Annotated in this window: 27 protein-coding genes; 15 read left to right on the plus strand and 12 right to left on the minus strand. The window is 36.6% G+C overall.

Going from position 1 to position 24,628, the window contains the following annotated elements; all coding sequences use genetic code 11:
• Window positions 1-87 precede the first annotated feature (87 nt).
• Window positions 88-2,493, minus strand: a complete 2,406-nt coding sequence (locus tag JL102_RS14535; RefSeq protein WP_202245138.1) for an ABC transporter permease — start codon at window positions 2,491-2,493, stop codon at window positions 88-90.
• Between the two features lie 2 nt (window positions 2,494-2,495).
• Window positions 2,496-4,859 (minus strand): ABC transporter permease, encoded by a 2,364-nt coding sequence (locus JL102_RS14540; protein WP_202245139.1) that lies wholly within the window; start codon window positions 4,857-4,859, stop codon window positions 2,496-2,498.
• Window positions 4,860-5,044: 185 nt separating this feature from the next.
• On the opposite strand from JL102_RS14540, the gene JL102_RS14545 reads away from it, so the two are divergent.
• Window positions 5,045-6,412, plus strand: coding sequence for a sigma-54-dependent transcriptional regulator (locus JL102_RS14545; protein ID WP_202245140.1), 1,368 nt, complete (start codon window positions 5,045-5,047; stop codon window positions 6,410-6,412).
• An 11-nt stretch (window positions 6,413-6,423) separates the two neighbouring features.
• Here the strand turns inward: JL102_RS14545 and JL102_RS14550 are convergent, their stop codons facing one another.
• Entirely contained in the window at window positions 6,424-6,612 is a 189-nt protein-coding gene (locus tag JL102_RS14550; protein WP_202245141.1) for a hypothetical protein, read from the minus strand.
• A 272-nt stretch (window positions 6,613-6,884) separates the two neighbouring features.
• Window positions 6,885-7,577 (minus strand): response regulator transcription factor, encoded by a 693-nt coding sequence (locus JL102_RS14555; protein ID WP_202245142.1) that lies wholly within the window; start codon window positions 7,575-7,577, stop codon window positions 6,885-6,887.
• A 201-nt stretch (window positions 7,578-7,778) separates the two neighbouring features.
• Here JL102_RS14555 and JL102_RS14560 point away from each other — a divergent pair, with 201 nt between their 5' ends.
• Both JL102_RS14560 and JL102_RS14565 read left to right on the plus strand, forming a co-directional pair.
• Complete coding sequence (locus tag JL102_RS14560) at window positions 7,779-9,128, plus strand: sensor histidine kinase (RefSeq protein WP_202245143.1); 1,350 nt, start codon at window positions 7,779-7,781, stop codon at window positions 9,126-9,128.
• Window positions 9,129-9,217: 89 nt separating this feature from the next.
• On the plus strand, window positions 9,218-9,922 hold the full coding sequence (locus JL102_RS14565) for an alpha/beta hydrolase family protein (RefSeq protein ID WP_202245144.1): 705 nt from the start codon (window positions 9,218-9,220) through the stop codon (window positions 9,920-9,922).
• On the opposite strand, the gene JL102_RS14570 is transcribed toward JL102_RS14565, so the two are convergent.
• Both JL102_RS14570 and JL102_RS14575 read right to left on the minus strand, forming a co-directional pair.
• Window positions 9,906-10,070: a hypothetical protein gene (locus tag JL102_RS14570; protein WP_202245145.1), complete on the minus strand. Its 165-nt coding sequence runs from the start codon at window positions 10,068-10,070 to the stop codon at window positions 9,906-9,908. The two genes, JL102_RS14565 and JL102_RS14570, sit on opposite strands and share 17 nt — an antisense overlap.
• A gap of 77 nt (window positions 10,071-10,147) precedes the next feature.
• Window positions 10,148-10,351: a YtxH domain-containing protein gene (locus tag JL102_RS14575; protein WP_202245146.1), complete on the minus strand. Its 204-nt coding sequence runs from the start codon at window positions 10,349-10,351 to the stop codon at window positions 10,148-10,150.
• Window positions 10,352-10,610: 259 nt separating this feature from the next.
• Between JL102_RS14575 and JL102_RS14580 the strand changes: the two genes are divergently transcribed.
• Window positions 10,611-11,054: a sll1863 family stress response protein gene (locus JL102_RS14580; RefSeq protein ID WP_202245147.1), complete on the plus strand. Its 444-nt coding sequence runs from the start codon at window positions 10,611-10,613 to the stop codon at window positions 11,052-11,054.
• A 214-nt stretch (window positions 11,055-11,268) separates the two neighbouring features.
• Here JL102_RS14580 and yaaA read toward each other — a convergent pair whose 3' ends face one another.
• Window positions 11,269-12,033, minus strand: a complete 765-nt coding sequence (gene yaaA, locus JL102_RS14585) for a peroxide stress protein YaaA (protein ID WP_202245148.1) — start codon at window positions 12,031-12,033, stop codon at window positions 11,269-11,271.
• 102 nt (window positions 12,034-12,135) lie between these two features.
• On the minus strand, window positions 12,136-13,446 hold the full coding sequence (locus JL102_RS14590) for a BaiN/RdsA family NAD(P)/FAD-dependent oxidoreductase (protein ID WP_317191643.1): 1,311 nt from the start codon (window positions 13,444-13,446) through the stop codon (window positions 12,136-12,138).
• Window positions 13,447-13,498: 52 nt separating this feature from the next.
• Here JL102_RS14590 and JL102_RS14595 point away from each other — a divergent pair, with 52 nt between their 5' ends.
• The gene (locus JL102_RS14595) at window positions 13,499-15,046 is read left to right on the plus strand and encodes a GH3 family domain-containing protein (protein WP_202245149.1); all 1,548 of its coding nucleotides are present in this window, start codon (window positions 13,499-13,501) and stop codon (window positions 15,044-15,046) included.
• 435 nt (window positions 15,047-15,481) lie between these two features.
• On the opposite strand, the gene JL102_RS14600 is transcribed toward JL102_RS14595, so the two are convergent.
• The gene (locus JL102_RS14600; protein ID WP_202245150.1) at window positions 15,482-16,258 is read right to left on the minus strand and encodes a hypothetical protein; all 777 of its coding nucleotides are present in this window, start codon (window positions 16,256-16,258) and stop codon (window positions 15,482-15,484) included.
• A gap of 46 nt (window positions 16,259-16,304) precedes the next feature.
• A complete protein-coding gene (locus tag JL102_RS14605; RefSeq protein ID WP_202245151.1) occupies window positions 16,305-16,505 on the minus strand; it encodes a hypothetical protein in 201 nt (66 codons plus the stop codon).
• Between the two features lie 114 nt (window positions 16,506-16,619).
• On the opposite strand from JL102_RS14605, the gene JL102_RS14610 reads away from it, so the two are divergent.
• From JL102_RS14610 to JL102_RS14655, 10 genes are all read left to right on the plus strand, one after another.
• Window positions 16,620-16,811 carry a hypothetical protein gene (locus JL102_RS14610; protein ID WP_202245152.1) on the plus strand — a complete coding sequence of 64 codons (192 nt, stop codon included), beginning with the start codon at window positions 16,620-16,622 and terminating at the stop codon, window positions 16,809-16,811.
• Window positions 16,812-16,885: 74 nt separating this feature from the next.
• The gene (locus tag JL102_RS14615; RefSeq protein WP_202245153.1) at window positions 16,886-18,790 is read left to right on the plus strand and encodes a tetratricopeptide repeat protein; all 1,905 of its coding nucleotides are present in this window, start codon (window positions 16,886-16,888) and stop codon (window positions 18,788-18,790) included.
• On the plus strand, window positions 18,762-19,484 hold the full coding sequence (locus JL102_RS14620) for a response regulator (protein ID WP_202245154.1): 723 nt from the start codon (window positions 18,762-18,764) through the stop codon (window positions 19,482-19,484). The genes JL102_RS14615 and JL102_RS14620 overlap by 29 nt, the downstream gene beginning before the upstream one ends.
• 88 nt (window positions 19,485-19,572) lie before the next feature.
• Window positions 19,573-20,709 carry a toll/interleukin-1 receptor domain-containing protein gene (locus JL102_RS14625; RefSeq protein ID WP_202245155.1) on the plus strand — a complete coding sequence of 379 codons (1,137 nt, stop codon included), beginning with the start codon at window positions 19,573-19,575 and terminating at the stop codon, window positions 20,707-20,709.
• A 97-nt stretch (window positions 20,710-20,806) separates the two neighbouring features.
• A complete protein-coding gene (locus JL102_RS14630; protein ID WP_202245156.1) occupies window positions 20,807-21,067 on the plus strand; it encodes a hypothetical protein in 261 nt (86 codons plus the stop codon).
• Window positions 21,048-21,464 carry a hypothetical protein gene (locus JL102_RS14635; RefSeq protein ID WP_202245157.1) on the plus strand — a complete coding sequence of 139 codons (417 nt, stop codon included), beginning with the start codon at window positions 21,048-21,050 and terminating at the stop codon, window positions 21,462-21,464. The genes JL102_RS14630 and JL102_RS14635 overlap by 20 nt, the downstream gene beginning before the upstream one ends.
• A 444-nt stretch (window positions 21,465-21,908) precedes the next feature.
• The gene (locus JL102_RS14640) at window positions 21,909-22,274 is read left to right on the plus strand and encodes a hypothetical protein (protein ID WP_202245158.1); all 366 of its coding nucleotides are present in this window, start codon (window positions 21,909-21,911) and stop codon (window positions 22,272-22,274) included.
• 362 nt (window positions 22,275-22,636) lie between these two features.
• Window positions 22,637-22,837: a hypothetical protein gene (locus JL102_RS14645; RefSeq protein ID WP_202245159.1), complete on the plus strand. Its 201-nt coding sequence runs from the start codon at window positions 22,637-22,639 to the stop codon at window positions 22,835-22,837.
• A gap of 84 nt (window positions 22,838-22,921) precedes the next feature.
• Complete coding sequence (locus JL102_RS14650; RefSeq protein WP_202245160.1) at window positions 22,922-23,248, plus strand: hypothetical protein; 327 nt, start codon at window positions 22,922-22,924, stop codon at window positions 23,246-23,248.
• Between the two features lie 36 nt (window positions 23,249-23,284).
• A complete protein-coding gene (locus tag JL102_RS14655) occupies window positions 23,285-23,701 on the plus strand; it encodes an SH3 domain-containing protein (RefSeq protein ID WP_202245161.1) in 417 nt (138 codons plus the stop codon).
• A gap of 31 nt (window positions 23,702-23,732) precedes the next feature.
• Here JL102_RS14655 and JL102_RS14660 read toward each other — a convergent pair whose 3' ends face one another.
• A complete protein-coding gene (locus JL102_RS14660; protein ID WP_202245162.1) occupies window positions 23,733-24,386 on the minus strand; it encodes a DnaJ domain-containing protein in 654 nt (217 codons plus the stop codon).
• Between the two features lies 1 nt (window position 24,387).
• Window positions 24,388-24,627 carry a hypothetical protein gene (locus JL102_RS14665; RefSeq protein WP_202245163.1) on the minus strand — a complete coding sequence of 80 codons (240 nt, stop codon included), beginning with the start codon at window positions 24,625-24,627 and terminating at the stop codon, window positions 24,388-24,390.
• Window position 24,628 lies beyond the last annotated feature (1 nt).

Genomic DNA, 24,628 nt, shown 5'->3' on the forward strand with positions numbered 1-24,628 from the left:
TATATTCTATTTTAAATTATAGAATTTAATAAATTGATAATCAAATAATTATGTTAAAATTAACTCGAGTTAACTTTAACATAGTCATTACTCTTGCCTCAAAGAGTCTACCGGATTAGCTATGGCTGTCTTTATGGTATTGAAACCTATAGTAACCATAGCCAAAAGCCCTACAACGAACAATGGAAATACGAATAACCACCATGATAATTCTATATGATTAATATAACTCGCTAACCATTCTTTTAAAGAGAAATAAGCCAGAGGAATAGCCAAAACATTAGCTATTAAAATAGAAATGGCTATACCCTTAGACAACAAAGTCACTATTTCACCCAAAGAGGCACCTAATATCTTTCTGATGCCCATTTCCTTATTGCGCTGAGCTATGTTAAAGGAAGAAAGTCCAAACAAACCAAGGCAAGCAATGAATATAGCCAGAACTGCAAACACAGTTATTACTGCTCCAAAATTGGCATCAGCCTTAAATTGCTGATCATAAGTTTTATCTAGAAAAAAGTAATCAAAAGTACTTTCAGGGAACAAGGTATTCCATTCTTTCTCTATAGTACTCATGGTGCTTTTAGTGTCTTTACCTCCAATTTTAATGGAAATATAGTCTTCCACAGGTCTGTATGGAAACAACATAGGCAGATGGCTATCTTTCGGAGATCTCTGATAAAAGTTCTTTATAACACCAATGACTGTAGAGGGCTGTCGATCATAATAATAGGTAATCTCTTCACCAATAGCGGCTTCTGGAGATTCAAAGCCTAACACTTCCGCCGCTCTTTCATTAATCAGTATTTGACTGCCCTGGGCAGTAGTGTTATCAAAATTATGCCCACTTATTACCTCCATGCTTAGTGTAGGTACAAAATCAGCGTTAGCTGCTATCACATAATAGACTAAGCCATTACCTGCGTCTGAATTATCTCCCAATCTTTTTATTCCAGTTGTGCTGCTCAGTTCATGTAAACTAAGGCCTGGCACTGACTCTGAAAATGCCACGTTTTGAATATCCGGATAATTAAGTATTTGGTTTTTGAATCCTTGAAGCTTTACATCGAGAATAGAATCATTTTCACTGATTTGCGGACCTCTCAAACTCAATGTATGTTCCAGTTTCATCCCCAAATCTCTGGTCCTTAGGTGGTCTAGCTGCAAATACACTACTGCCGTGCCAATAATCAGAAAAATGGTACAAGAAAACTGAAAAACAACCAATGCCTTACGCAACCACTGACCATGGTTTGAGTTCTTCAGTTTACCCTTTAAAACCACCACAGGCTTAAAACTTGATAGTACCATGGCAGGATATATGCCTGACAATAAACTGCCCACAATGAAAATGGCAAATAACAATATCCAAAACTGATAATCGGTTATTACATTAAGTGCTATAGGTTGGCCTGAAATATCTCTGAAATAAGGTAAGCTTATCTGCATAAGCGTAAAGGCTATAATGATAGCGATGAGGTTTACCAGAATCGACTCAAATAAAAACTGAAATACCAATTGGCCTTTAGCTGATCCCAGCACCTTCCTCACTCCTACTTCCCTGGCTCTACTAATAGCTCTGGAAGTAGATAGGTTTATGTAGTTGACCCAGGCAATAGCAATTATAAAAATGGCTATGAGTAATAAGAAAGAAACCGTTTGTGCTCCTCCTGTAGGCTCAGGCTCATATGTTTTATCAGAATACAAATGAATATCACTAATGAGCCCTGCTTTAAATACTTCTTCTTCAACATCTTCTAGTGTTTCAGACAGTTCTTCTAACTTTTTATTGAAAGCAACCAGATCAGTTCCGGGCTGCATGAGTAAGTAAGTATATTCATTATTACCCTGCCAGGCATATTTTTCATACCAATCATATAATTTAGGTATAGACTGATGAGATAAAAGCAAATCAAACTTGATATGTGTATTAGGAGGAACATCCGCCATAACTCCTGTAACCTGATACTCATCACCATCTATATTCATTGATTTGCCTAAGACATCATCAGTATCAAAATATTTCAATGCTGTAGAATGTGTGAGCACCACTTGAAATGGCTTATTGAGAACTTCCTCTTTATTACCTTTTAATATGTGATAAGAAAACACATCTAACACTGAAGGATCAGCGAAATAGACCTGACTTTCATAAAAGCTTTCACTGCCAGATTTTACCTCTACCACATCAGTATAAAACATGCGGACATATTCCTTTACTTCAGGATATTTATCCTTTAATAGAGGACCTAATGGCCCATAAGTCTCACAATCAGTTACTATGTATTCATTACCATCGTACATATCCAGGGTTACCCGGTAAATGTTATCTACGTTAGCATTAAAGTCTTCATAACTTTTCTCAAACCTCACATACTGTATAATCAACAGGAATGCGGCCATGCCAATAGCTAAACCCAGAATATTGATTATTGAAAAGGCCTTGCCCTTAATCAAATTTCTAATGCCGATTTTCAAATAATTCCTAATCATTATTACTCTTGTCTTAATGAGTTAATAGGATTAGCTACGGCTGCTTTTATGGTATTATAACTTACTGTAAATAAGGCTATCAATACCGCTATAATACCAGCTATTAGAAATGGTATGGCGTTGAGATCAATCCTATAGGCAAACTCTTCCAGCCAGCGATTGATAAAATAATAGGCCGAAGGAATAGCTATGATAAACGATATGAATACCAGCTTAAGGAAGTCTTTTGAAAACATACTGGTAAGGCTTAAAACGGAGGCTCCAAATACTTTTCTCACGCCTGTTTCTTTCGTGCGCTGCTCGGTCATGTAAGCCGTGAGCCCAAACAAGCCTAGGCATGAGATAAATATGGCTACAATGGCAAAAATATTAGCGAGTTTTCCTGCTGTAGTTACCTGATCATAATTTTGTGAAAGATCTGAATCTAAAAAGGAATAGGTAAAAGGATATGACTGATCATATTTTTCAAAAATGCCTTTTATCTCACCTAAGGTTTCTGAAGTATGCTCTCCGGTAAGCCTAATGTACGCTCTGTAGGTAGCATCTCTTTTCAATCTTAAAATTACTGGCTCTATTTTTTGAAATAAACTCTGATGATGAAAGTCCTTTACCACACCTACAATAGGCGCTTTAGCTTCCCAAACAGTTATTTCTTCACCGATAGGATCTGTGAGGCCCATCGCTCTAATAGCGGCCTCATTAACTATATACTGGATCTTATCATCATTAGGAGCGGCTGTAAAGTTACTGCCAACCACTAAGTCTAGATTAAAGGTTTTTAAAAAGTCTTCATCTGTCTGCACTACATGAAACTGAGCTTCTTCATCTTGCCTTCCAGGCCAGCTTACACCCCATGAAGTAGAGGTGATATTCAATGGGTTTTGATCTGCTGCTGCCACTGAGGCCACACCTGGCAGTGCACGAACTTCGTTCAGGTAACTTTCTCTGTGGAAGGTGGCTTTATACAGCGGCTGTTGCACCAGGTTATCTCTGGCTATACCCAGATCCTTGTTCATTACAAACTGAATCTGCTCATAAATAATTATAGTGCCACTGATTAAAGCTATTGATAAGGCAAACTGCAGTACTACCAACATACGCCTAATCCCACCAAATGATTTTGATTTATGATTGGCTCCCTTTAAGATAGTGACAGGTTGAAAACCTGAAATATAAAATGCAGGGTAACTCCCCGCCAATATGCCTACCAGCAGGCTCAGGCCTAATATCACCAAAAGAAAAAGTGGATCAGTATAAGGAATGGTCAGCTGCTTATCTACCAGCTGGTTAAATAATGGTAAACATACATCTGCCAGAGTCACAGCCAATACTGCGCTGATCAGTGTTATAATAACAGATTCACTCAGAAATTGAAATATGAGCATACTCCTTTTAGCTCCAGAAGTCTTTCTAATTCCTACCTCTTTAGCTCTTAATCCAGATTTAGCAGTGGATAGATTCATGAAATTCATCACTGCTATTAGCACTATCACCAATGCAACAATAGTGAACATGCGTACATATTCTATTTTACCAGTAGCCTTTTCTACACCGGCACTCATATCAGATTTTAGATGATAATCATTCAAAGAGTATAAATGCAACCGGGTGTAGTCATCACCGTCTTCTTCTTTAGTATACTCCTTCATAAAATCACGTATTTGCTGATCTACCTTATATCTATCAGCACCCTTCCTGAGCATTACTAATAAGGTTTCATTATAATTATACCAATCACTGTCCGAAAAGCTACTTTGAGGCTCAAAAGGCAAGAGAAAATCGAATTCAAGCGAGCTCTGTTTTGGCAAGTCCTCCAATACACCCGTAACCTTGTATTGAATAATGCTATCCCTCTCAGTCATTTCCACTACTTTGTTAATCGCTGATATATCACCAAAAAGAGATTCTGCGTATTTCTTAGATAACACTACACTATACGGATCATCCAAAGCAGTATTAACATCTCCTTCTACCAATGGAAAAGAAAACATATGTAAAAAAGTAGAATCTACATATATGCCTGAGGGCTTCACCTTCTTTTCTCCATGAGTAAACAGTCTCACCACTTCACTTGATATACGGCTTGTTTTTTCTACATCACTCATCTTCTCTGCCAAAAGTGGCCCTACCGCAAATGGTGTGGCATTCCAGTAAGAAATTTCCCCACCTATATTGATTTCTGAAACCGTTAAATATAATCTATCATGATTCTCATGAAACTGATCATAGGCCAACTCATCTCTGACCCATAATGAGATAAGAATAGCACAAGTAAGACCGAAAGCCAACCCGATAATATTGATCAAAGAAAATGTTCTTTGTTTTACAATACTTCTAAAAGCTACTTTTATGTAATTTTTGAGCATATCTATTTAACCTTTTCCTTCAATAATAGCCACACACATGCCACGATTACTAAATACTGAATATCAATTAATTATATAAATAAAAAGTTTTGAAACGATCTTAATCGTATCATAATGATACAGTTTATTTGTGTCAACATGATACAGTTTTTAGATTTAGGAAATTAAAGCTGTCGATTAATTTAATGAAAAAGAAAGCCACTATTCTAATTCTTGATGATGATGATGATGTTCTCATAACCGCTAAAATGATTTTAAGGGCTCATTACCAAAAAATCATCACTGAAAATAGCCCTAAAAGTCTGGAAAGCCTACTAAAAAAGGAGCCTGTAGATATCATCATCCTTGATATGAACTTTAAGGTTGGTGCTACCAGCGGTAACGAAGGGTTATTCTGGCTTCGGAAAATCAAGGAGTTGAGTCCAGCTACTCTGGTAATTATGAATACGGCTTATGGAGATATACAGCTAGCCGTAGACTGTATGAAAGAAGGTGCCACTGACTTTTTGGTGAAACCGTGGGAAAAGGAGAAGCTCTTGGCTACGGTAAATACTGTTTACCAACTGGCCTTATCCGAGAAAAAAATAGAACGCCTAACTGAAACCAAAACTGTACTCCATCAGGACTTGAGTGATCAGATGGGACAAATGATTGGCAGCTCCGAGGCTATGAAAAAAGTGTATGATGCCATTAAAAAAGTGGCAGCGACAGACGCCAACGTGCTTATTTTAGGAGAAAATGGCACTGGAAAAGAACTAGTGGCAAGAGCTATTCATCAGTTATCTAAAAGAAAATCAGAGGCATTTATAAAAGTTGATTTAGGCGCAATATCAGATAATCTGTTTGAATCTGAGCTCTTCGGCCATACGAAAGGTGCATTTACAGATGCTAAAACAGACAAGCCCGGTCGCTTTGAAATTGCTGATCAAGGCAGCCTGTTTTTAGATGAAATAGGAAATATAACTTTAGCACATCAGGCCAAACTGCTTTCAGTACTACAAAACAGACAAATTACGCGCGTTGGATCTAATCAATCTACTGCCATTGATATTCGGTTAATATCTGCCACCAATAAAAACATCAACGAAATGGTAGATCAGGAGCAATTTAGAGAAGACTTGGTTTATAGAATTAATACCATTGAAATCTCTTTGCCCCCACTGCGCGAACGAAGAGGAGATATCTCTCTACTGATTAACCATTTCATAAAAAAATATGGGTCAAAATATGACAAAAAGTCCTTATCGGTAAATGATGAGGTAATGAGCAAACTTAGTCAATACCCATGGCCCGGAAATGTAAGAGAATTGCAGCATGCTGTGGAAAGAGCGGTTATTATGTCGGCAGATGGTACACTTACAGAAGATGATTTTCTAACGAAGAAAACCGTAACCTTTAATGTAAATGAAGCATCTCTGAACGTAGAAGACGTAGAAAAGCAGACTATTAAGCAAGCTTTAGAAAAGAGCGGTGGTAACTTAACAAAAGCGGCCAAAACTTTAGGTCTTGGCCGCAGTACTTTATATCGCAAAATGAATAAGTACAGATTATAGTTACTTACTTATCACTTATACACATATTCATAACTCAAAGGATTATGGTCATAATCGCTATGCAGTACATTTCCTCCCGGAGTACCAGACGGACTAGTGGAGTTTTCTTCTGTTGGTCTTAAAGATTTCACAAAAACATTTCTCTTCACAAAATTGCTCAACTCAGTAGCATGTTGCTTGTATAGATCATTTATTTCCATTTGATTATTATTTTTAATCTTGACTCATTATCATCAAAAACCTGACCATGATTTCAAATCCCGTTTATAATTAATTTAAAGCTAGTTCTTGTTCATCATGTAACTCTTTATATTTCCACAATTTGGAGCATTGTGTTGAATTTAGGAGACAATTAAAAACCTAAAACACAGACCTAAGACATGTGAGACATAAAAGGCTATATAGCACTGCTAGAGAAAAAAAGACACTAATAATTAGATAGAGATAGCGGAGAGGTATATTCAATAAATGATCAAACTAAATCAAACGCCTGAGCATATTTCATTAGAACTACAAAAGAATTGATATTGAGCTTTCTATTTATGTGTTTTCTATGTTGCTCTACCGTTTTTCTACTTATAAATAAGTAATCAGCTATTTCAGGATTATTATGACCCAGTGCGAGAAGAGTCAAAATTTCTCTTTCCCGCTCAGTAAGGCTGGCAAAGGAGGCATACCGCTGCTTTACAAAGAGCTCTTCTCCCATTATTCTCTCAAGCTTCTTAGAAGAAAAAGACAATCTGTCAATAAACTCGGTGGTTACAAAAAAACCATTGTGCAAGCGCGACCTTTTTGCTGTTAGTAGTGCGTTTTTATACTCGGAGGTATCTGGAGAAAGCATTTTTATAATACCATGATAGCTATGGAAATAATCATTTCTATTATAAAATTCACTAAGGTCTTGCGCTATATAATGGGAAGATGCATGATAAAATTTAGTTACAAAAGCTTCTTTTAAACTTCGCGCCTCAGAAAGGCTTATGTGAAGCTGCTGACATCCCTCAGGATTCAAGTACTTGATAGATAGGTCCATGTTATCCAAGTGAAAGACAAAAGGCATGATCTCCCCTACTTCCTCCAAAGCTATTTTTCCATCGCAAAGCCATTTATCAATCAAAAGCAGGTTAACACTACCTATATGGAGCATTTCCCGTGTATGATTCATAAATTTGTAAAATTAAAGCCATCTATAATTATATTAATATTATTTAAACATATTATTAGTTTATTATTTAACATAAAACATAATATATGTATAATATTTATTGTAAATACAATATAAAATCATTCATCAGAATTAGCAAATATTACCTAAGTAATTTTATATATCCTGAGATATAGGCAGATTGTATTATATTTAAGAGTTATGCAGTTCAGACTTTCATTCAGATCAAAAATCATCACGCATCTTGTATTAATTATAATACTAATCACATCAGGAGTTTACATTCTTAGCCAGACTTATTTCTGGTTAGTCAGTTTTTGGCTATTCTTGTTTGGTGGTATTATTCTTTATCGCTTAATCACTTATCTCGAAAAACTAAAGACCGATCTCACCAGTTTTTTGATAAGCATTAAGCAAAATGATTTTAGTGGCAATTATAGTCGTCTGCTTACCAATAAGCGAGACTTAGATCTACACCATGCTTTTCACGTGATTACGGAGTCGTTTCAAAATGTTAGGAAAGAAAAGGAATCTAACTATCACCTGCTGCAAACCACCATAGAGCATGCTACAGTGCCCATGCTGAGCTACAGAGAAGATACGAATACCATTAATCTGATAAATAAAGCAGCTAAAGAACTATTAAAAAAGCCATTCCTACAAACTATCGATGCTCTAAAAATCGTAAATGCAGATCTAAGTACATTAATAAAGAATTTGGAAAGTGGTCAAAAGGAGCTTATTAAACTATCAATAGACCATGAATATCTTAACCTATCAGTTAGCGCCAAACAAATTAGATTAGAAGGAATTCCTTATAAACTCATCTCTCTGCAAAATATAAAAGCCGAATTGGATGAAAAAGAAGTAGAATCATGGCAGAGACTTATAAGAGTACTTACTCATGAAATAAAAAACTCTGCTATTCCCATCTCCACCCTCACCTCTGTAATAGTTCAACTCATTACCGATGAACATGGCAACTTAGCAGACCTCACATCATTAGACAAAGAAGATCTTAATGATTTACACTTAGGTATAAAAACCGTTGATAAAAGAAGTAAAGGGCTGGTAAATTTCATTAATGCTTATGGAGAGTTAGCCAAAATTCCCACACCATTACTTCAACCAATTAATTCTCAAGAACTTTTCAATGCTATACTCCCTCTTTTTAAGCAAGAATTAGAAGAGAGTAACATTCATTTTTCATTATCAGGGGATAGTATATCGTTAATGATAGACCCAGACTTAATAGAACAGGTATTAATTAATATTATCAAAAACGCCAAAGAGGCACTAGCACAGACGGACAATGCTGAAATACATATAATGACCTACCTGCATAAAGGACAAGCCACCATACAGATCAACGATAATGGACCAGGAATTCCTCAAGAAGAGCTAGACAATATTTTCATTCCTTTTTTTACCACTAAAAAAGAGGGGTCCGGCATAGGCCTGAGCCTTTCCCGGCAAATAATGAGGGCTCATAAAGGTAATATTGAAGCAATGAGTACTCCGGAAGGCAGCTCATTTTATCTAAAATTTTAAATAATTATTTAGTGGTATTAAATGATTGGTTTCATTACCATTTTAGCTTAGTCTAAAAAGCTGCTTTTATTCTATCAGTTATGCTACCTTTGAAGCAGATAACATTCAATATGACTAAAACTACTACCACATTTTATATATCAGATGATATAGGTTCTGTAAGTGGACAATGGCTATATGCTAAAGATGCTATAGCTCAAATGGTGATAGGCCATGGCGCTGGTGCCGGAATGTATCATCCTTTCATGAAACTCTTGGCGGTGAAGCTACAAGAACAAGGAATCTCCACGCTGCGATACCAGTTTCCCTATATGGAAGCCGGAAAAAAAATGCCTGATCGACCTAAAAAAGCAACTAAAACCATTGAAGAGATCATCAAAGCTGTACATCAGGATTTTCCCAACACCCCTCTATTTGCAGCTGGAAAATCTTTCGGAGGGAGAATGACTTCTCAGTTATTATCAGAATGGCAGCCAGACTATATCAAAGGTCTTGTTTTTTATGGTTTCCCTCTTCACGCGCCGGGTAAACCGTCTACTGATCGTGCTGATCACCTGAAAGAAGTGAAGTCTCCTATGTTCTTTCTACAAGGAACAAGAGATAAGCTGGCTACTCCTGAACTTTTAAATGAGGTCACAAAGCCGTTATCATTATCTACTGTCAAATATTTTGACGGCGCAGACCACTCATTCGCTTACTTAAAGAAAAGTAATATTAATGTAGACGAGTCTATAGAAATGCTGGCATTAGCCACCAGAAAGTGGATTGACTCTATTTTTAGCGACGAAACTTAACAACAAGCCATATTATTATTGCGACAATTAAAAAAACAACAATAATACCTGTCCAAAAACCGGCTTTGAATATTCCTCCTATTACTTCACAGCCCGGTAGTAAAAAGGCTAAAAACAAAAGAGCTGTAGACCATTTAAGTGATTTCATATCAGTGAGTTTGCTATATAATTAAAAAAGGCCTCGTTTGTTTAAAACGGGCCTTTGTGAATTTTTGAAAAAGGCAATTAGTGAACTACCTCATCAAGCTTTTTTTCTGTTTTCTCTTTAACCTTTTCTGAATGGTTAAAAAACTCATCTAGGTTCTTATCAATAGAATCTTCAATAAGTTTTAATGTATCTTTTCCCTTTCTGGGTGCGAAGAGAATACCGGCGAGTACACCTACCCCTGCACCTAATAAAACGCCTAACATGATTTTACCTTTTTCCATAGAGATATTGATTTTCTTATATGTGTGAATAGAGAAAATAATATGCCAATCGGCATTAACATAAATTAATCAATTTGGGAGATTTTTAGAAGCCCAGCAGAAAAAATAGTGTAGTTACTGGTGGATAAATATCAACTACCGTGTATAAAATACCACACCATAATTTCTATAAAACCTTATAATATTCAAATTATAGCTTTTTTAAGATGGCACACCTTTTTCTAAGGTAAACAAGAACTAAAACCAAATATGAATAACCATGAAACTATTTAATTTACTATTCGCAGCTATTTTATCAACCGCTATGGTGGCGTGTGATGCTCAGAAAACTACTGAAGCGGACAACGATGATCAAATCACTGTAGAAGATTTTAAAAGAGAAAGAGATGAGCTAAAGGCAAACATAAAAAGTGAATTGGAAAAAATAGATGCAAAAATTGACCGTTTTACAGCTAAGAAAAAAGAACAAGCTGATGAATTAAGCGATGATGCAGAAAAACAATATGATGAACTTATAGCTAACCTAAAAGATAAAAGAAAAGAGCTTAACGAGGAATTAGAAGAAGTAGAAAACACTTCTGAAGAAAACTGGGAGAACACCAAAGCAGACATTCAAAAAGGATTTAATGAAGCTAAAGCAGGTGTAGAAAAAGCCGCTCAGGATGTAGAAGACTTTTTTGAAGGAGATAACGATAACGTTTAATCTTTAGAATTTAAAAAACCCCAATAACCAAAACCTAAAAAGAAAGATATATGCTCAAGTTATTTATACCCTTCCCACTTATTCTCACCTTATTATGGGGAATATTACATGTGGGTTATGAAATGGGCAACTGGACATATATCTTTCTTATATCCGCTCTAGCTATATTATTATATCGTGTACATCGCTATAATAACAATCAGTATATGTAGAATTATTTCCGCTTAAAAGCTAATAGATTTTCTGTAGAATCTTTTTCATCATACCAATAGCCATCGTAATCAAAACCTTTGAGTTCTTCTACAGTAGCAATGGAATTTTTAATCATGTATTTGGCCATCATTCCACGGGCTTTTTTAGCATAGAAAGAAATAATTTTATACTTATCGTTTTTAAAATCTTTAAATTCAACATCAATTACTTTCCCATTAAAAGCCTTTAAATTCACTGACTTAAAATACTCTTGAGAAGCCAGGTTGATAAGAATATCATCCCCCTGATCTTTAAGGTCTTTATTTAAAGTTTTTGATATGGTATCACCCCAAAACTCATATAGGTTATTCGCCTCTCCTACTTTCAAACTGGTCCCCATTTCTAATCGATAAGGCTGTATCAAATCCAAAGGACGTAAAAGACCATAAAGGCCCGATAAAATTCGGAAATGATCCTGAGCAAAATCTATTTCATTCTCATTAAAAGAAGCCGCTTCTAATCCTTGATAAACATCTCCCTGAAAAGCAAGCATTGCTGGCTTGGCATGTTTTGGATCCTTTTTCTGAGTAAAGTTGTGATACCGCTCAACATTTAAAGTAGCTAGTTTTTCACTAATGCTCATCAACTTCTCAATATCCTGTTCTGACTTTTGCTTAAGCACATCAATAAGCTCGAGCGCTTCTTTTTGAAATCTTGGTAAAGTCTTTTTGGTAGAATAAGGGGTTTCGAAATCTAAAGTTTTAGCTGGAGAAACTATTGCTATCATTATATATATTTTTTCTGTAAAACTATAACAAGCACCATCTATAGGCAATAAGATCAGATAGTACTTATCTATGACCTCAAAGATAAGATCTATGGCGCACTTTTAGCCAAGCTTGCCCGCAATAAAGCCGGTAGTCCATGCTGCCTGAAAATTAAAGCCTCCGGTTACTCCGTCAATACCCATAACCTCACCTGCAAAATAAAGCCCTTCAACTACACGACTTTGCATGGTTTTCACATCTATATCCGTCAAGCTAACCCCACCACAGGTTACAAACTCCTCTTTGAAGGTGGTTTTACCTTTCACCTCAAAAATGTCATTAATCAACACATTCACTAACTTATTGATGCCCTTGTTCCCTAATTCTCCCCAAAGAATATCAATTCTAAGACCTATTTTATTGATCAGAAACTCCCAAAGTCTTGCAGGAAGCACAAAAGGATGCCCATTGAGCATTTTCTTTTTAGTATGAGCCTGTTGAAAACCGGCTAGCATTTCTCTCACATTTACGTCAGTTTCATTCACCCAATTGACTTGAATCTTAAAATCATAATTAAGATCAGCCAACAATCTGGCTCCAAAAGCTGAAAGCTTAAGCACTGCCGGGCCACTCATACCCCAATGTGTAATAAGCAAAGGCCCTTCAGATTTGAGCTTGGTTGCCTGCACTTTCACTGTAGCCCGCTCTACAGCAAGCCCCATCAGCTCTCGGATAGGGTCTGCTGGCATATTAAAGGTAAATAATGACGGAACAGGTGTCTCTATACTGTGCCCCAGTTTCTCTATCCATGAAAGCATAGATGGCTTAGTTGCTCCACCTATGGTTACAATCACTTTGTCTACTTCCTGGGTAGCGCTTTCTGTGTGTAACTGAAAGGAAGCTCCTGTTCTTTCAACATCATTTACTCCACATTTCAAATTTATCTTCACCCCTAGCCTTCTGGCTTCTGAAAGCAAGCAATCAACAATAGTCTGTGAATCATCCGTAACAGGAAACATGCGATTGTCGGCCTCTGTTTTTAAGCTCACGCCTCGGCTTTCAAACCAATTAATAGTATCATCTACCGCAAACTGGCTAAAGGCCTTTTTTAAAAACTTCTCCCCTCTGGGATAATATTTTGATAGCGCCACATGATTATTACAAGCATGAGTAACATTACATCTGCCGCCTCCTGAAACCTTCACTTTAGAAAGCAACTTGGTAGTCTTTTCATAAATAGTAACATCTGCTTCAGCATGATGCTGCTTACAAGAAATGGCCGCAAAAAAGCCTGCTGCCCCACCACCAATTACCGCTATCTTCATATTTACCTTCCTATTATTAAAAGTTGCAAAATAACCACATTTTGGGGAATTATTATACCATCGCCCTCCTAAAGGCATCTTCATTTTTGCCCATAAGCGTATAGACACAAAGGCATCATTTTAGCTATGCTTTTTTATAAAATTACATTTATATACACCTATGGCCGTACTAGGAAATCTGATAAAAACAGCAATTGACATAAGAGATAAGTTCACTAATGACTATCCTGATGCTGAGGCACAGCACCAAACACTTAAAAAATTGTTAGAAACAGCCAAAGATACTGCCTTCGGTAAGCATTATCATTTTGAAGAGATTTTGGCCAGTAACAATATGGAAAAAGCTTTTGCTGAGCGTGTTCCTCTTCATAATTATAATAAGATACAGAGCGAATGGTGGCATAAAATACAGGAGGGTGAGGAAAACATTACCTGGCCTGGAAAGCCCAACTACCTGGCCCTCAGCTCTGGAACTACTGGCAGCCATAGTAAGCGCATACCCGTAACTGATGAAATGCTGGAATCGATCAGAAAAGCGGCCATTTTACAGATTACCAGCATGCCTCATTTTGATATGCCTGCAGAATTTTATGAAAAGGAAATTATGATGCTGGGCAGCAGCACCGATCTCACGAAAAACGGTGAATTTGAAGAAGGTGAAATCAGCGGCATCAGTGCCAGTAACATTCCTTTTTGGTTCAAAGGCTATTACAAACCTGGGGATCAGATATCTAAGATTGAAGATTGGGATGAAAGAGTACAAAAAATTGCCGAAAATGCTAGTAATTGGGATATTGGGGCCATATCTGGAATACCCTCATGGATAGAGCTGATGCTTAAAAAAGTAATAGAGCACAATAATCTAAATAACATCCACGAAATATGGCCTAACCTGGCTGCATATACCTCTGGAGGTGTAGCTTTTGAACCTTACCGAAAGAACTTTGATCTGCTCATGGGTAAACCTATGATTTATATAGACACTTATCTGGCATCAGAAGGTTTCATAGCCTTACAAACCAGGCCACAGTCCCACAGCATGGATATGCGTCTGGTAACAGGAAATGGAATTTATTTCGAATTTGTACCCTTCGAGCCTCAATACCTGGATGAGACCGGAGAGGTAAAAACTGATGCGCCCATAGTAACACTAGATGAAGCCGAAGAAGATAAAGACTATGCACTGGTAATATCTACCGTAGCCGGCACTTGGAGATACCTGATAGGAGACACGATTAAATTTACAGATAAAAGCAAACAGGAAATAGTAATAACAGGACGCACCAAACACTTCCTTAATGTGGTTGGATCGCAATTGTCTGTAGATAAAATGAATACTGCTATTAGTGCTATTGAAGACAAATATAACATGACCATCCAGGAATTTACGGTAGCAGCAATAAGAGAGAATGGAGATTATATTCATAAATGGTATTTAGGATCCGATCATAAACAAGACACAGAAAGCTTGGCCCAGGCTATAGATGAAGAACTAAAGAATAGAAACAAAAACTATGGTGTAGCCCGAAGTAAAGCCCTGACAGGGGTGCAAGTAGAAGTAATCGCTCCTGAAATTTTTCACGCATGGTCAGAGTCCAAAAAGAAAAAAGGCGGACAAGTAAAAATGCCAAGGGTGATGAAAGAAGAAGAGTTTGCAGAATGGGAAATCTTTGTCAAAGAAAAGCAAATGTCGGTTTCACAGGCGTAGATTATAATATTAAGTATAATGTAAGGTAGGTATAGGTTAAGTAATCTAGAAGCTATGGAAAGCAAGCTAGGTTGGAAGGAGAAGCAAGTCCGAGATTGCTTAACTACACTTAGTTGCATTCGCATTAACCAGTTGTTTTTAGCCACATCGGAATCTTGCTGTACCGTCGTGAGGTGAAAAAGTATTTAAAAGCAGATATATTTTACCAGATAATGGATCAGCCCTGACCGTCTACCCTTCGACGAGCTCAGGCTGACTCGGCTGAAATGACGTCCTCCCAAATCTGGTTATAGCAGGAATATATGACTAAGTAATTTCGGGGTTGTGGAAACAAGATTGTCCCACGTAGAAGAAGCAAGTTCGAGACTGCTTCATTACGCTTAGATGCGTTCGAAATAACCAGTTATTTGAATACTTCAGTCAGCTACTGATCAACTAATGCAAGTCCTCAATGCTATAACTAGTAGGATGGTTTATACTTACATTATTGTCTTCAAAATCCTTAAAATATCTAGCGAGAGCTTTATAATTCTCCTCAGAAGAGTTATTGAGATCGGTGATGCTAAACTTTTCATTGATCAACTCGTTATCTCCTGACTGTTTTACGAGTACACATCTACCCGCAATAGGATCATTTCCCATAGACGTACCGGCAAAAGTACCTTGAATAACATCAGGAGCCGTAGTCTTGCCTAATTTATAAATGTGAAAAAACATTTTACCTCCATCTCCACGAATTAGTGCTGTCATAGCTCCTTCTGCAAAGGATAACTCTCCTGTATATTGTCTTTTAGGCCCCTTTAGTAAAAAGATCATTTTTTTTTCTATAATATGATGACTTATTTCCACTGGCGACTGGAGAATATACCCCTGCTGCTTATTATTCATTCTTAAATAAGAATAATATTTACCTTCCATAGCCAGTAAAGACTCATGAATGTCTGGAGATTTACTGGATACGAAATGATCAAAGTTATTGAATCCCAAGTTTTCTGCTAGCGAATCAATGTAACCAGGCTTTAAATTCAGTAGTACATCCTCATCCGCCTTTTTACATTTTTGATAAATACGCTCGTACAAATATGTCTGCGTCAGTTGAGTATTATCGGCGATAACACCAAGTCCGTAGCGATCTACCTGAACATTATACTTGGCTGATAAATCAGACAAAAGCATATTTAAATGCTTTACGGTGAATTTTTTAGGCATCATTCAAATAAACAAAAAACGCACATATATAAAAGTATTCCACACATAATCACATGTAAAGCAAAAGTAAAATACCCCTTTTCATTTTCTCATCTTTGTATTGTAATGATTGATTAATCACACCGAGGCAGTTTTCGCGAAGCTGCTTCACCGGCCCTGCTACTGAGGCTGTAGCAGGATTGAACGTGGGAATACTATCCTCACAGTTCTCAGTTTGCAGGGCCACCTCCCACAGTTTAAACGGCTGCATTCAACGGAAATCGTCATTGAATTCAATCCTCTGACTAGGCCTAGTCTTGAGTACGGAATCACTGTGTCCTTTCCGTCCACCGCAGCCCATTACTCAAAATTGAATTTAAAAAAAATGAAAAAGTTTAGATATTTTTCCCTCACAGCCCTGCTGTTCAGTTCGTTGATATTTGCTTGTAATGAAGAAAGCGTTAATCCTTTAAGAGGAGGAGGTGATGAAGAAGAAGATGATCCTATTGTTGTACCACCGCCACCGCCGCCTTCAAGTAATAATGTGACGCCAATCGATTCCCTATTAATAGTGTAGATTTAGAAAGCCACCCATTGATATTGGGTGGCTTTTTCTTTTATTAATAAGATATTTATTATAGATTTCTGGTGATGATACGTTGGCTTTTCTTCTTGCTTTTAGTGAGCAATACACTTTTTGCACAAAGCAATAACCATAGCTTATTATTGCAATATAAGGACTCTGTGCAATCATCTCCTGTAGTTAAAAGCTACTGGTATAACCAGATAGCTTACAACTATAACCTTCTAAGAAAATATGATAGTGCCAAAGTATATCTGTACTTAGCTGTTCACTCAGAACTAAAAGATATTCCTGATCAAAAGGCCTTCATTTACTCCAATTTGGGTACTGCTCATTACTCCTCTCAAATTGACAGCAGTATGTTTTATTATCAAAAAGCCAAAGAAATATACCTACAGATAAAAGATACTATTAACCTGGCCCTCATGAGTGCCAATTTGGGTAAAGTTTATAATGAATTAGGCGTATATGATAGAGCTTTAGAAAATCTACTAGAAGCAACCCTTTTTTTTGAACAGACTAATGACTTAAGAAATTTAGCATCATGTTATAATACCATAGCTTCCATATATTCAAAACAAGGTGACTATGATAAGGCATTAAATTATCACCATCTGGCCTTGAAGCTACGGAAATCATTAAATATACCTCGTCAAATATCAGCGACCTATAATAATTTAGGCATTCTATTTAAAAAAATAGGGCTATATGACAGCACCTTAGTTTATTACAAAAAATCATTGGAAATAAAGAGACATACTAATGATTATCTCGGTTTGGGAGTAGCTATGAATAATTTAGGATCACTATATCTGGAAATTGACAATTATGATTCGGCGCATCACTACCTTACTCAGGCATTGCACTGGAGAAAAGAAGCGAATGATAAAACTGGCACCTCTATTACATTGAATAATCTGGGGCGGCTATATGTGCTTAACAACATGCCCAAAATAGGCCTTAAGTATTTACTACAAGCCAATGAAGAATTAAAGAATCTTAAACTTCTAGAAGAGTTAAAAGATAATTTAGAAAACCTCATATTAGCTTATGAAGCTATGAACCTTCAGTCAGAGGCCCTTTCAATATCTAAAAGCTTAATGGCGGTAAAAGATAGTTTACTCAATCAGGAAAAGATTGAGTCTCTGATAGAGATGCAAATCAAATATGAAACGGAAAAGAAAATTAGGGAGATAGCATTACTGGAAGAAAAGCAAAAGGTACAAGAAGCCCAACTTGAAATACGTCAAATCTGGATTTTCACTTTGGTGTTAATTGCATTCCTTCTATTGATAATAGGTTTACTAATTTATACAAGGTGGAATAAGGAAAAAGCAGCCAAACACGCAGTAGAAACCCTTATGCAAGAACTTCACCATAGAGTAAAGAATAATCTTCAGCTTTTATCTAGTATATTTAGTTTACAATCAAGAGCCATTAGAGATGAAAATGCTCTTGAAGCCGTAAAAAGTGGAGAAAACAGAGTAAATGCTATGGCCATTATTCATCAAAAACTGTATAGAAAAACAGGCAGTAGGTTAGTGAATATAAATGAATATATTACTGATTTAGTTGATGAATTAGCGGCAAGCTATGGGTACAATAATGACAATGCTACTATTAAAACAAGCATAGAACCCCTCAACCTAGATGTAGACAAGGTCATTCCTCTGGGTCTAATTGTGAATGAGTTAGTGAGCAATTCATTAAAATATGCCTTCCCCGTTTCAAGTAAACCATACCTTGAAGTTGTAATAAGTGAAGAAAATGCGCTACTCACTTTAAATATATCAGATAACGGTCCTGGTTTTCAATCAGAAAGTATCTCCAAAAACTCAATGGGCTTAAACATCATCAGGACCTTAGGCAGACAACTAAAAGCCAGCATCTGCTGGGAAACTAATAACAAAACATCTTTTACTTTAACCCTCAATTTACCCCCTTATGGAAAGAATAAAAATACTTATCGTTGAAGATGAACTTTTGATAGCTGAAGATTTAAAAATGAAGCTGGAAGATCATCAGTTTATAGTGCTCGACACTGTAGATTCTGGAGAGCAAGCACTACTTGTACTACAAAATGAAGAACCTGATTTAATTTTAATGGATATTCATTTAGCAGGTGATCTAGATGGTATTGAAACCGCTGATATCATTCAAAATAAATATCAAATCCCTGTAATTTACCTCTCAGACCATACTGATCAGGAAACTGTAGATAGAGCAAAAACCACCAGACCCGTTAGTTACCTCTCTAAACCTTTTAAAGAGGGGGATCTGCTGCGCACTTTAGAATTGGCATTTTATAATGCCACCCATAAAAATTCAAATAGTCAATCCAGACTTACTGATCGTATTCTCGTTCGCACTGATAATCAATCGGCAGTTATGATCAACTATAATGACATCTTATACTTAGAAGCTAACCGAGCATATAGTTATATCATTACTGAGAACAAAAAATATATCCTTTCCAACAGCTTAAAAACCGTTTTCGATCAATTTGAAAGCGATGATTTTGTCAAAGTTTCGCGCAGTTATGTCATAAATATTAATCAAATAACAGGCATAAATGGCAACATGATCAATTTGGGTACACAACACAGCGTACAAATGAGCAGCCAATACAGAGAAATGGTAATTAACCGTATTAATGTAGTTAAATAAATGGTTCGGAAACCAAACAGGGCCACACGGAAATAAAAATTGATCAAAAAGAGCCTATAAGCTAACTACGCCTATCAAATAATAGGCTATGACAACAGATACATATGAATATGACGTCTTCATTTCTTATGCCATCGAAGACAAAATAAGTATTGTCACCGAATTGGTGCATAAACTTAAAGAATCAGGCATTCGTGTTTGGTATGCAGGGCATCAACTGTCTATGGGCCATGGTGTTAATGAAACTATAAAAGATGGACTGAGCAAATCCCGGCATGCGGTACTCATACTAAGTCATAATTATTTCTCCAAATCTTGGCCAAGAAGAGAATATAATGTCCTCTGGTCAAAGGAAAACCAAGTGAGGAAACTGCTTCCCATTTGGCATGGTGTATCTGAAGATGAAGTCAAAGAATTTGATGCTACCCTAGCTAATAATTACGGCATACCCAGCAGCGAAGGGGTAGATCATGTAGTGAGAATAATAGTTAAAACCATTAATGACGCCAAAGGCACTTCTCCCAGTACGTTTAGTATTGCTCAGAAAAACATTCAGCAAAGAAGTCTTACTATCAGCATTCCCTTAGTACTCATGACATTAGCCTCGTTTATTTATTATCACCTCAATATTGACCTGCCACCTGAAGATGTAATAGCATCAACCATTGAAAAACGGATTAAATTACAGGAAGCAAAAATCAATAATGACCACCAAACTACTATAAATACCAAAAAAGGAAAAACGGCTCAGATATCTGACATCACTTATTACTACGAATACTACATGAGTTTAAAAGCACAGTATCGTAATGAATATTACTTTACTACCGGATACCATAATTTCAATTACAAAAAATATGTAGAGCCTGCCTTAGAGCTAAATTTAGAAGCCTTGGCTCCCTATGATAAATATGGTTTCTCCACTGCAGATATGTTTATAATTAACAATAATTTGAAACTTCCTGCCATAGACCTGGAATACAGATTTATTAATAAAACTCCAATAGAATACACCATAGTGAGCCACTATCAAAGAGATGAGCATACTTATACCGTTAATGTAGACTATGATCATCACATCAGATACCTTTCAGTGCACCTCTCCTACTCAAAGTATACTAATTGGATAAAGAAAAGACAGACCAGCTTGTCTGGTATGGAGCGACATGAAACCTATGTATTTAAGAAGGAAAACGGACAATGGGTTTTCTCCGGTGTAGATTAAAAACGACGCATTGGGAAACTAATCATCCTCGTTGGGAAAAATAAATTCTGCGCAATAGATCCAAGCCTTAGGTTTACAATAAACATTAAGAATGAATATGGATGATATTCTGATGGATTGGCTCGACTATAATCAAAAGAAAGAAAAGGACTATATGTATTTTTCATGCTCTACTCCCTGGGAAGTAAACTACCTGATTAGTAAAATACAAGCGGTAGACTCCACTATTAGAAGGGAAAAAATAATCCGAGCTATTCAGGATTGCTGCAAGTCCATACCCTCCCCAAAAGCAAGAGAACTATTTGTAAAATGTGTATTAACTCAACTGAACTTGAACGATGGAATTATGGAATTTTGAAAATATAGTAACCAGATCAGAATCTAGTAATCTGATTCTGACTACGCACAGAATCCGATATCAATATAGAAAAAAAATCACTTCTCTCATGCTTGATCAAATCAGCGGAATTGAAGTGGGATACGAAAGCAAACCTGTCTACTTACTGATAGCTATTTTATGTGGTGGTGCAGGAGGAATTGCCGCCATGGGGCAATATGCCGATGCAAGCATTCCATTATTTTTTGTAGCGCTGCTAACTCTTGTTATTTACCTTAATTCAAGAAAGCATAGCATAACAGTGAGCTCTGCCAGTACTAAAATCATATTTTTCACTTCAGGCATTAATCAAGAAGGAATCAGGCATATTGTTAATCAGATAGAACATACAAGAGCCAAACTCATTAAGGCGCTATAATCCTTAACTTAAGCATCACAATTTTAAGTATTAGTTGCAAAAACGTATTTTCCAACAAGTAATTCTGTGCAATCATAACTCAATGTATGTTCATTTTTACTTGTTCGGAAAGTACAATAAGTGATTGGGAAATAAAATTAGTCAGTATTCAATATTTCATCCTATTTACCTGAATAAGCAATCATAAATTGAAATACTATGAAAAATTATTGGGTAAATAAACACACAGACACCAATCCTCACAATGATTATGAAGTGCACACAGAAAGTTGCAAGTACTTACCTAAATCTCACAAAACATTTTTAGGGCGCTTTTCCAATTGTCAATCGGCCATTGAAAAAGCCTTAAAAGAATACTCCAAGGTTGATGGTTGTAAAACCTGTTGTCCTGATTGCCACAAATACTAAAGAGAATTTTTCTTCTCCTTTTAACTTAAAAATAAGATGATGAGATTTCGAATATTACTTCTAGCTCTGGTACTGAATTATCACCTAGGCTTCAGTCAGGATAGTACTACATTAATTCTAGTAGCCAATAAAAACGGCTCTAACTCCACCAAAGTCTTTTCATATCCGTATGATAACATACTGTTTTCAAAAGATGATTTTCAGGACCTCAATCAAAAAATCAATATTAATAAAAAAGGGATATACGGAATAAGCTTCGCAACCAGTCACTCATTTAAAAGAAATAGGAAAATGAAAGTGACGCGTGTACAGAGCTCTAAGAAAAGTGTTCAGCTCAATACTAAAGTAGTCTCAAAAGAATACTATAATGCTGTTACGGGGCAATCACCACAGGCTTTCTAAATCAACAGTGAATCAAATGCCGCTTTCAAAAATGGGAAATCAAAAGTTTTTATACCCTTTACTATACCAGAGAACGAAGTAAAGTGGTACTATACTTTCAGTGCTACAAGAGATAAAGATAAAATTAAGCAGAGGCTGGAAAACTTCAATTTACTTCTCGAAATCACTAAATACTTAAATTATGCACAAGGCCTATCTTTCGCCCTAAACATGATTAATCAACCACCCGAATCTGATTATTGTGGGATCAACACCCAATCTTCAGGACAGTATTAAGCTGTAATTAAGTTCTACAATCATAAGGGTTTTCCATATTTCAACACATGAAATTTACTTAAAGATTTCTGCTATAGTGTTGGAATGTGGTAAACCCGCCTTCTTCATGCTATCCCGTTGGCTCAAGAGTCAATTATAAATCAGGAACAGTAGAGGTGAAAGAATTCATTAATACTACCATGTATCTAGCCATAAATAACCCAGACTTTAACCATGGCATAAATGTGAGTATAGAGATAGTGGCTATTGTAAAAGAAACTCAATTAGTGATGGCCGAAAACCAATAGGCCTCATTGGGAAACCCAATCTGGCCAAAGGGAAATGTGATTATAGATTAAGACATCATTCTTATTACTTGTCATAAAAAAAGAATGAAAAAAGTAATCGCACTTCACTTAATAACCCTGCTTGCCATATTAGGCAGCTGCAGCACAGAAACAAGTCCCATTTGCCCTTATAGCAATTGTGACAATTACACCACCCAAGAACAAGCACAAGCCGCATTTGATGCTAACCCTGAATGTCTCAAAAACCTTGATGCAGATAATGACCGTAAGGCATGCGAACATCTACGCTCAGAAGGTGGCTCTACCAGCTGCCCTGATACTGCTAACTGTGGCTGCTCAGGAAAAACCAAGAGCGAATGTGGCGGACCATGCTGTCAATGGATAGTGGGTACTGGCTGTAAGTGCAATTGAACTAATCCTATTTCAAACTATAACCTAATTTAATCAATGAAAACAACCATTAAATTATTTGCCTTGTCTATTTTTATGATTCTTGCCGAATCATTGTCTGCCCAAAGTTACTATGTAAACACTAAAACACTCAATTTAAGAAGTGATGAAGGTTTGCAATCAGAAATTATTGGGGAGCTCTCTTATTGTGATAACGTTACCCTTGTGGCTGATAGCCTCACAACAGATTGGGTGAAAATTGAGTTTCGAGGTAGCACTGTCTATGTTTCCCGCGAATACATTAACGAAGGCACTTGTCATAAAAATCTATATACTTATCGAGTAGGAGCAGTTTGCAGAGATGGAAGCTCCAGCAGTGCTACAGGCCGTGGTGCCTGCTCTCATCATGGAGGTGTATCTCGCTGGAAAACACAGGAAAAAACAGATTATATGATATCCAATAATCAAGAATAAAATTTAGCTGTACTTCACCTTAAGATTACACTTAAGGTGAAGCTGTTTCCTTTTCTCTTTCATCAGTTTCTATAAGCTCGCCCCATACCCACCCTTTATAACTCTTATATTTAATCCTTTTCCAGTGACCTTGTTGGCCTAACACAAAGTCTTCAGGGCCTTGATCATCAATAATAAACACCTTTTTATTATTAGGTATTGTTACTAATATCTGGGCATTAGACGCTGGACTTTCTCTTACATTTACTCCCTTTCTGGCTATTACTACGCCCTGACGATGATTATTGGAGATAATGTCAGAAGAAATAAATAACAGAAACGCCATCAAAATATTAGCACAGAGAAATCCCCTTTTTATATATCTCCATCTGCGTACGGGCTTCCAAACGTCCCTTTTTTTTCGTTTACCCTTTGGCACCGGATATTTGGGTGAATCTGGTGCATTCTTTGAAAAGTTTAACCTCTTTGCGGATTGCTGCTTGAGGTTTTCATCATAAATGGCCCTCTTGGTAAGATCTCCTAAAGTAGTATAAGCCTCATGCACTTGTTTGAACATACTGGCATAAAAGGAGTCGTTATAATTTTTATCAGGATGAAATTTTAATGACAACTTTCGATAGGCATTTTTTATTTCTTCCTGACTAGCGGAAGTATCTAATCCCAGAATGTCATAGTAATTTTTCATTTTATCTCAGTAAGAAAAACAATTGAATAAAGGCTATTATAAAATATAACCGTACTCTTCGCTTTAATGATTTTAGATCTTCATGTGCGGCACATTCTTCACACACTGTTCTTAAGCCATAGTATGCCCTTGAAGAGGCACCTCCCGATCGTCTTCCATACCACCCACCCACAGAATATCCTGTATTAACGGTTCTTCTGTAATTGGCTCCACTGTTGCCACATTGATAACAATTTGCCATA

This window comes from Fulvivirga sediminis (assembly GCF_016757215.1).
In the GTDB taxonomy this organism is placed as follows: domain Bacteria; phylum Bacteroidota; class Bacteroidia; order Cytophagales; family Cyclobacteriaceae; genus Fulvivirga; species Fulvivirga sediminis.

What these genes read in the sequence shown, in the direction of transcription:
- JL102_RS14535 (WP_202245138.1), bottom strand. Translation starts at nt 2,493, where the DNA reads ATGATTAGGAATTATTTGAAAATCGGCATTAGAAATTTGATTAAGGGC.
- JL102_RS14540 (WP_202245139.1), bottom strand. Translation starts at nt 4,859, where the DNA reads ATGCTCAAAAATTACATAAAAGTAGCTTTTAGAAGTATTGTAAAACAA.
- JL102_RS14545 (WP_202245140.1), top strand. Translation starts at nt 5,045, where the DNA reads ATGAAAAAGAAAGCCACTATTCTAATTCTTGATGATGATGATGATGTT.
- JL102_RS14550 (WP_202245141.1), bottom strand. Translation starts at nt 6,612, where the DNA reads ATGGAAATAAATGATCTATACAAGCAACATGCTACTGAGTTGAGCAAT.
- JL102_RS14555 (WP_202245142.1), bottom strand. Translation starts at nt 7,577, where the DNA reads ATGAATCATACACGGGAAATGCTCCATATAGGTAGTGTTAACCTGCTT.
- JL102_RS14560 (WP_202245143.1), top strand. Translation starts at nt 7,779, where the DNA reads ATGCAGTTCAGACTTTCATTCAGATCAAAAATCATCACGCATCTTGTA.
- JL102_RS14570 (WP_202245145.1), bottom strand. Translation starts at nt 10,070, where the DNA reads ATGAAATCACTTAAATGGTCTACAGCTCTTTTGTTTTTAGCCTTTTTA.
- JL102_RS14575 (WP_202245146.1), bottom strand. Translation starts at nt 10,351, where the DNA reads ATGGAAAAAGGTAAAATCATGTTAGGCGTTTTATTAGGTGCAGGGGTA.
- JL102_RS14580 (WP_202245147.1), top strand. Translation starts at nt 10,611, where the DNA reads ATGAAACTATTTAATTTACTATTCGCAGCTATTTTATCAACCGCTATG.
- yaaA (WP_202245148.1), bottom strand. Translation starts at nt 12,033, where the DNA reads ATGATAGCAATAGTTTCTCCAGCTAAAACTTTAGATTTCGAAACCCCT.
- JL102_RS14595 (WP_202245149.1), top strand. Translation starts at nt 13,499, where the DNA reads ATGGCCGTACTAGGAAATCTGATAAAAACAGCAATTGACATAAGAGAT.
- JL102_RS14600 (WP_202245150.1), bottom strand. Translation starts at nt 16,258, where the DNA reads ATGATGCCTAAAAAATTCACCGTAAAGCATTTAAATATGCTTTTGTCT.
- JL102_RS14605 (WP_202245151.1), bottom strand. Translation starts at nt 16,505, where the DNA reads ATGCAGCCGTTTAAACTGTGGGAGGTGGCCCTGCAAACTGAGAACTGT.
- JL102_RS14610 (WP_202245152.1), top strand. Translation starts at nt 16,620, where the DNA reads ATGAAAAAGTTTAGATATTTTTCCCTCACAGCCCTGCTGTTCAGTTCG.
- JL102_RS14615 (WP_202245153.1), top strand. Translation starts at nt 16,886, where the DNA reads ATGATACGTTGGCTTTTCTTCTTGCTTTTAGTGAGCAATACACTTTTT.
- JL102_RS14620 (WP_202245154.1), top strand. Translation starts at nt 18,762, where the DNA reads ATGGAAAGAATAAAAATACTTATCGTTGAAGATGAACTTTTGATAGCT.
- JL102_RS14625 (WP_202245155.1), top strand. Translation starts at nt 19,573, where the DNA reads ATGACAACAGATACATATGAATATGACGTCTTCATTTCTTATGCCATC.
- JL102_RS14630 (WP_202245156.1), top strand. Translation starts at nt 20,807, where the DNA reads ATGGATGATATTCTGATGGATTGGCTCGACTATAATCAAAAGAAAGAA.
- JL102_RS14635 (WP_202245157.1), top strand. Translation starts at nt 21,048, where the DNA reads ATGGAATTATGGAATTTTGAAAATATAGTAACCAGATCAGAATCTAGT.
- JL102_RS14640 (WP_202245158.1), top strand. Translation starts at nt 21,909, where the DNA reads ATGATGAGATTTCGAATATTACTTCTAGCTCTGGTACTGAATTATCAC.
- JL102_RS14650 (WP_202245160.1), top strand. Translation starts at nt 22,922, where the DNA reads ATGAAAAAAGTAATCGCACTTCACTTAATAACCCTGCTTGCCATATTA.
- JL102_RS14655 (WP_202245161.1), top strand. Translation starts at nt 23,285, where the DNA reads ATGAAAACAACCATTAAATTATTTGCCTTGTCTATTTTTATGATTCTT.
- JL102_RS14660 (WP_202245162.1), bottom strand. Translation starts at nt 24,386, where the DNA reads ATGAAAAATTACTATGACATTCTGGGATTAGATACTTCCGCTAGTCAG.
- JL102_RS14665 (WP_202245163.1), bottom strand. Translation starts at nt 24,627, where the DNA reads ATGGCAAATTGTTATCAATGTGGCAACAGTGGAGCCAATTACAGAAGA.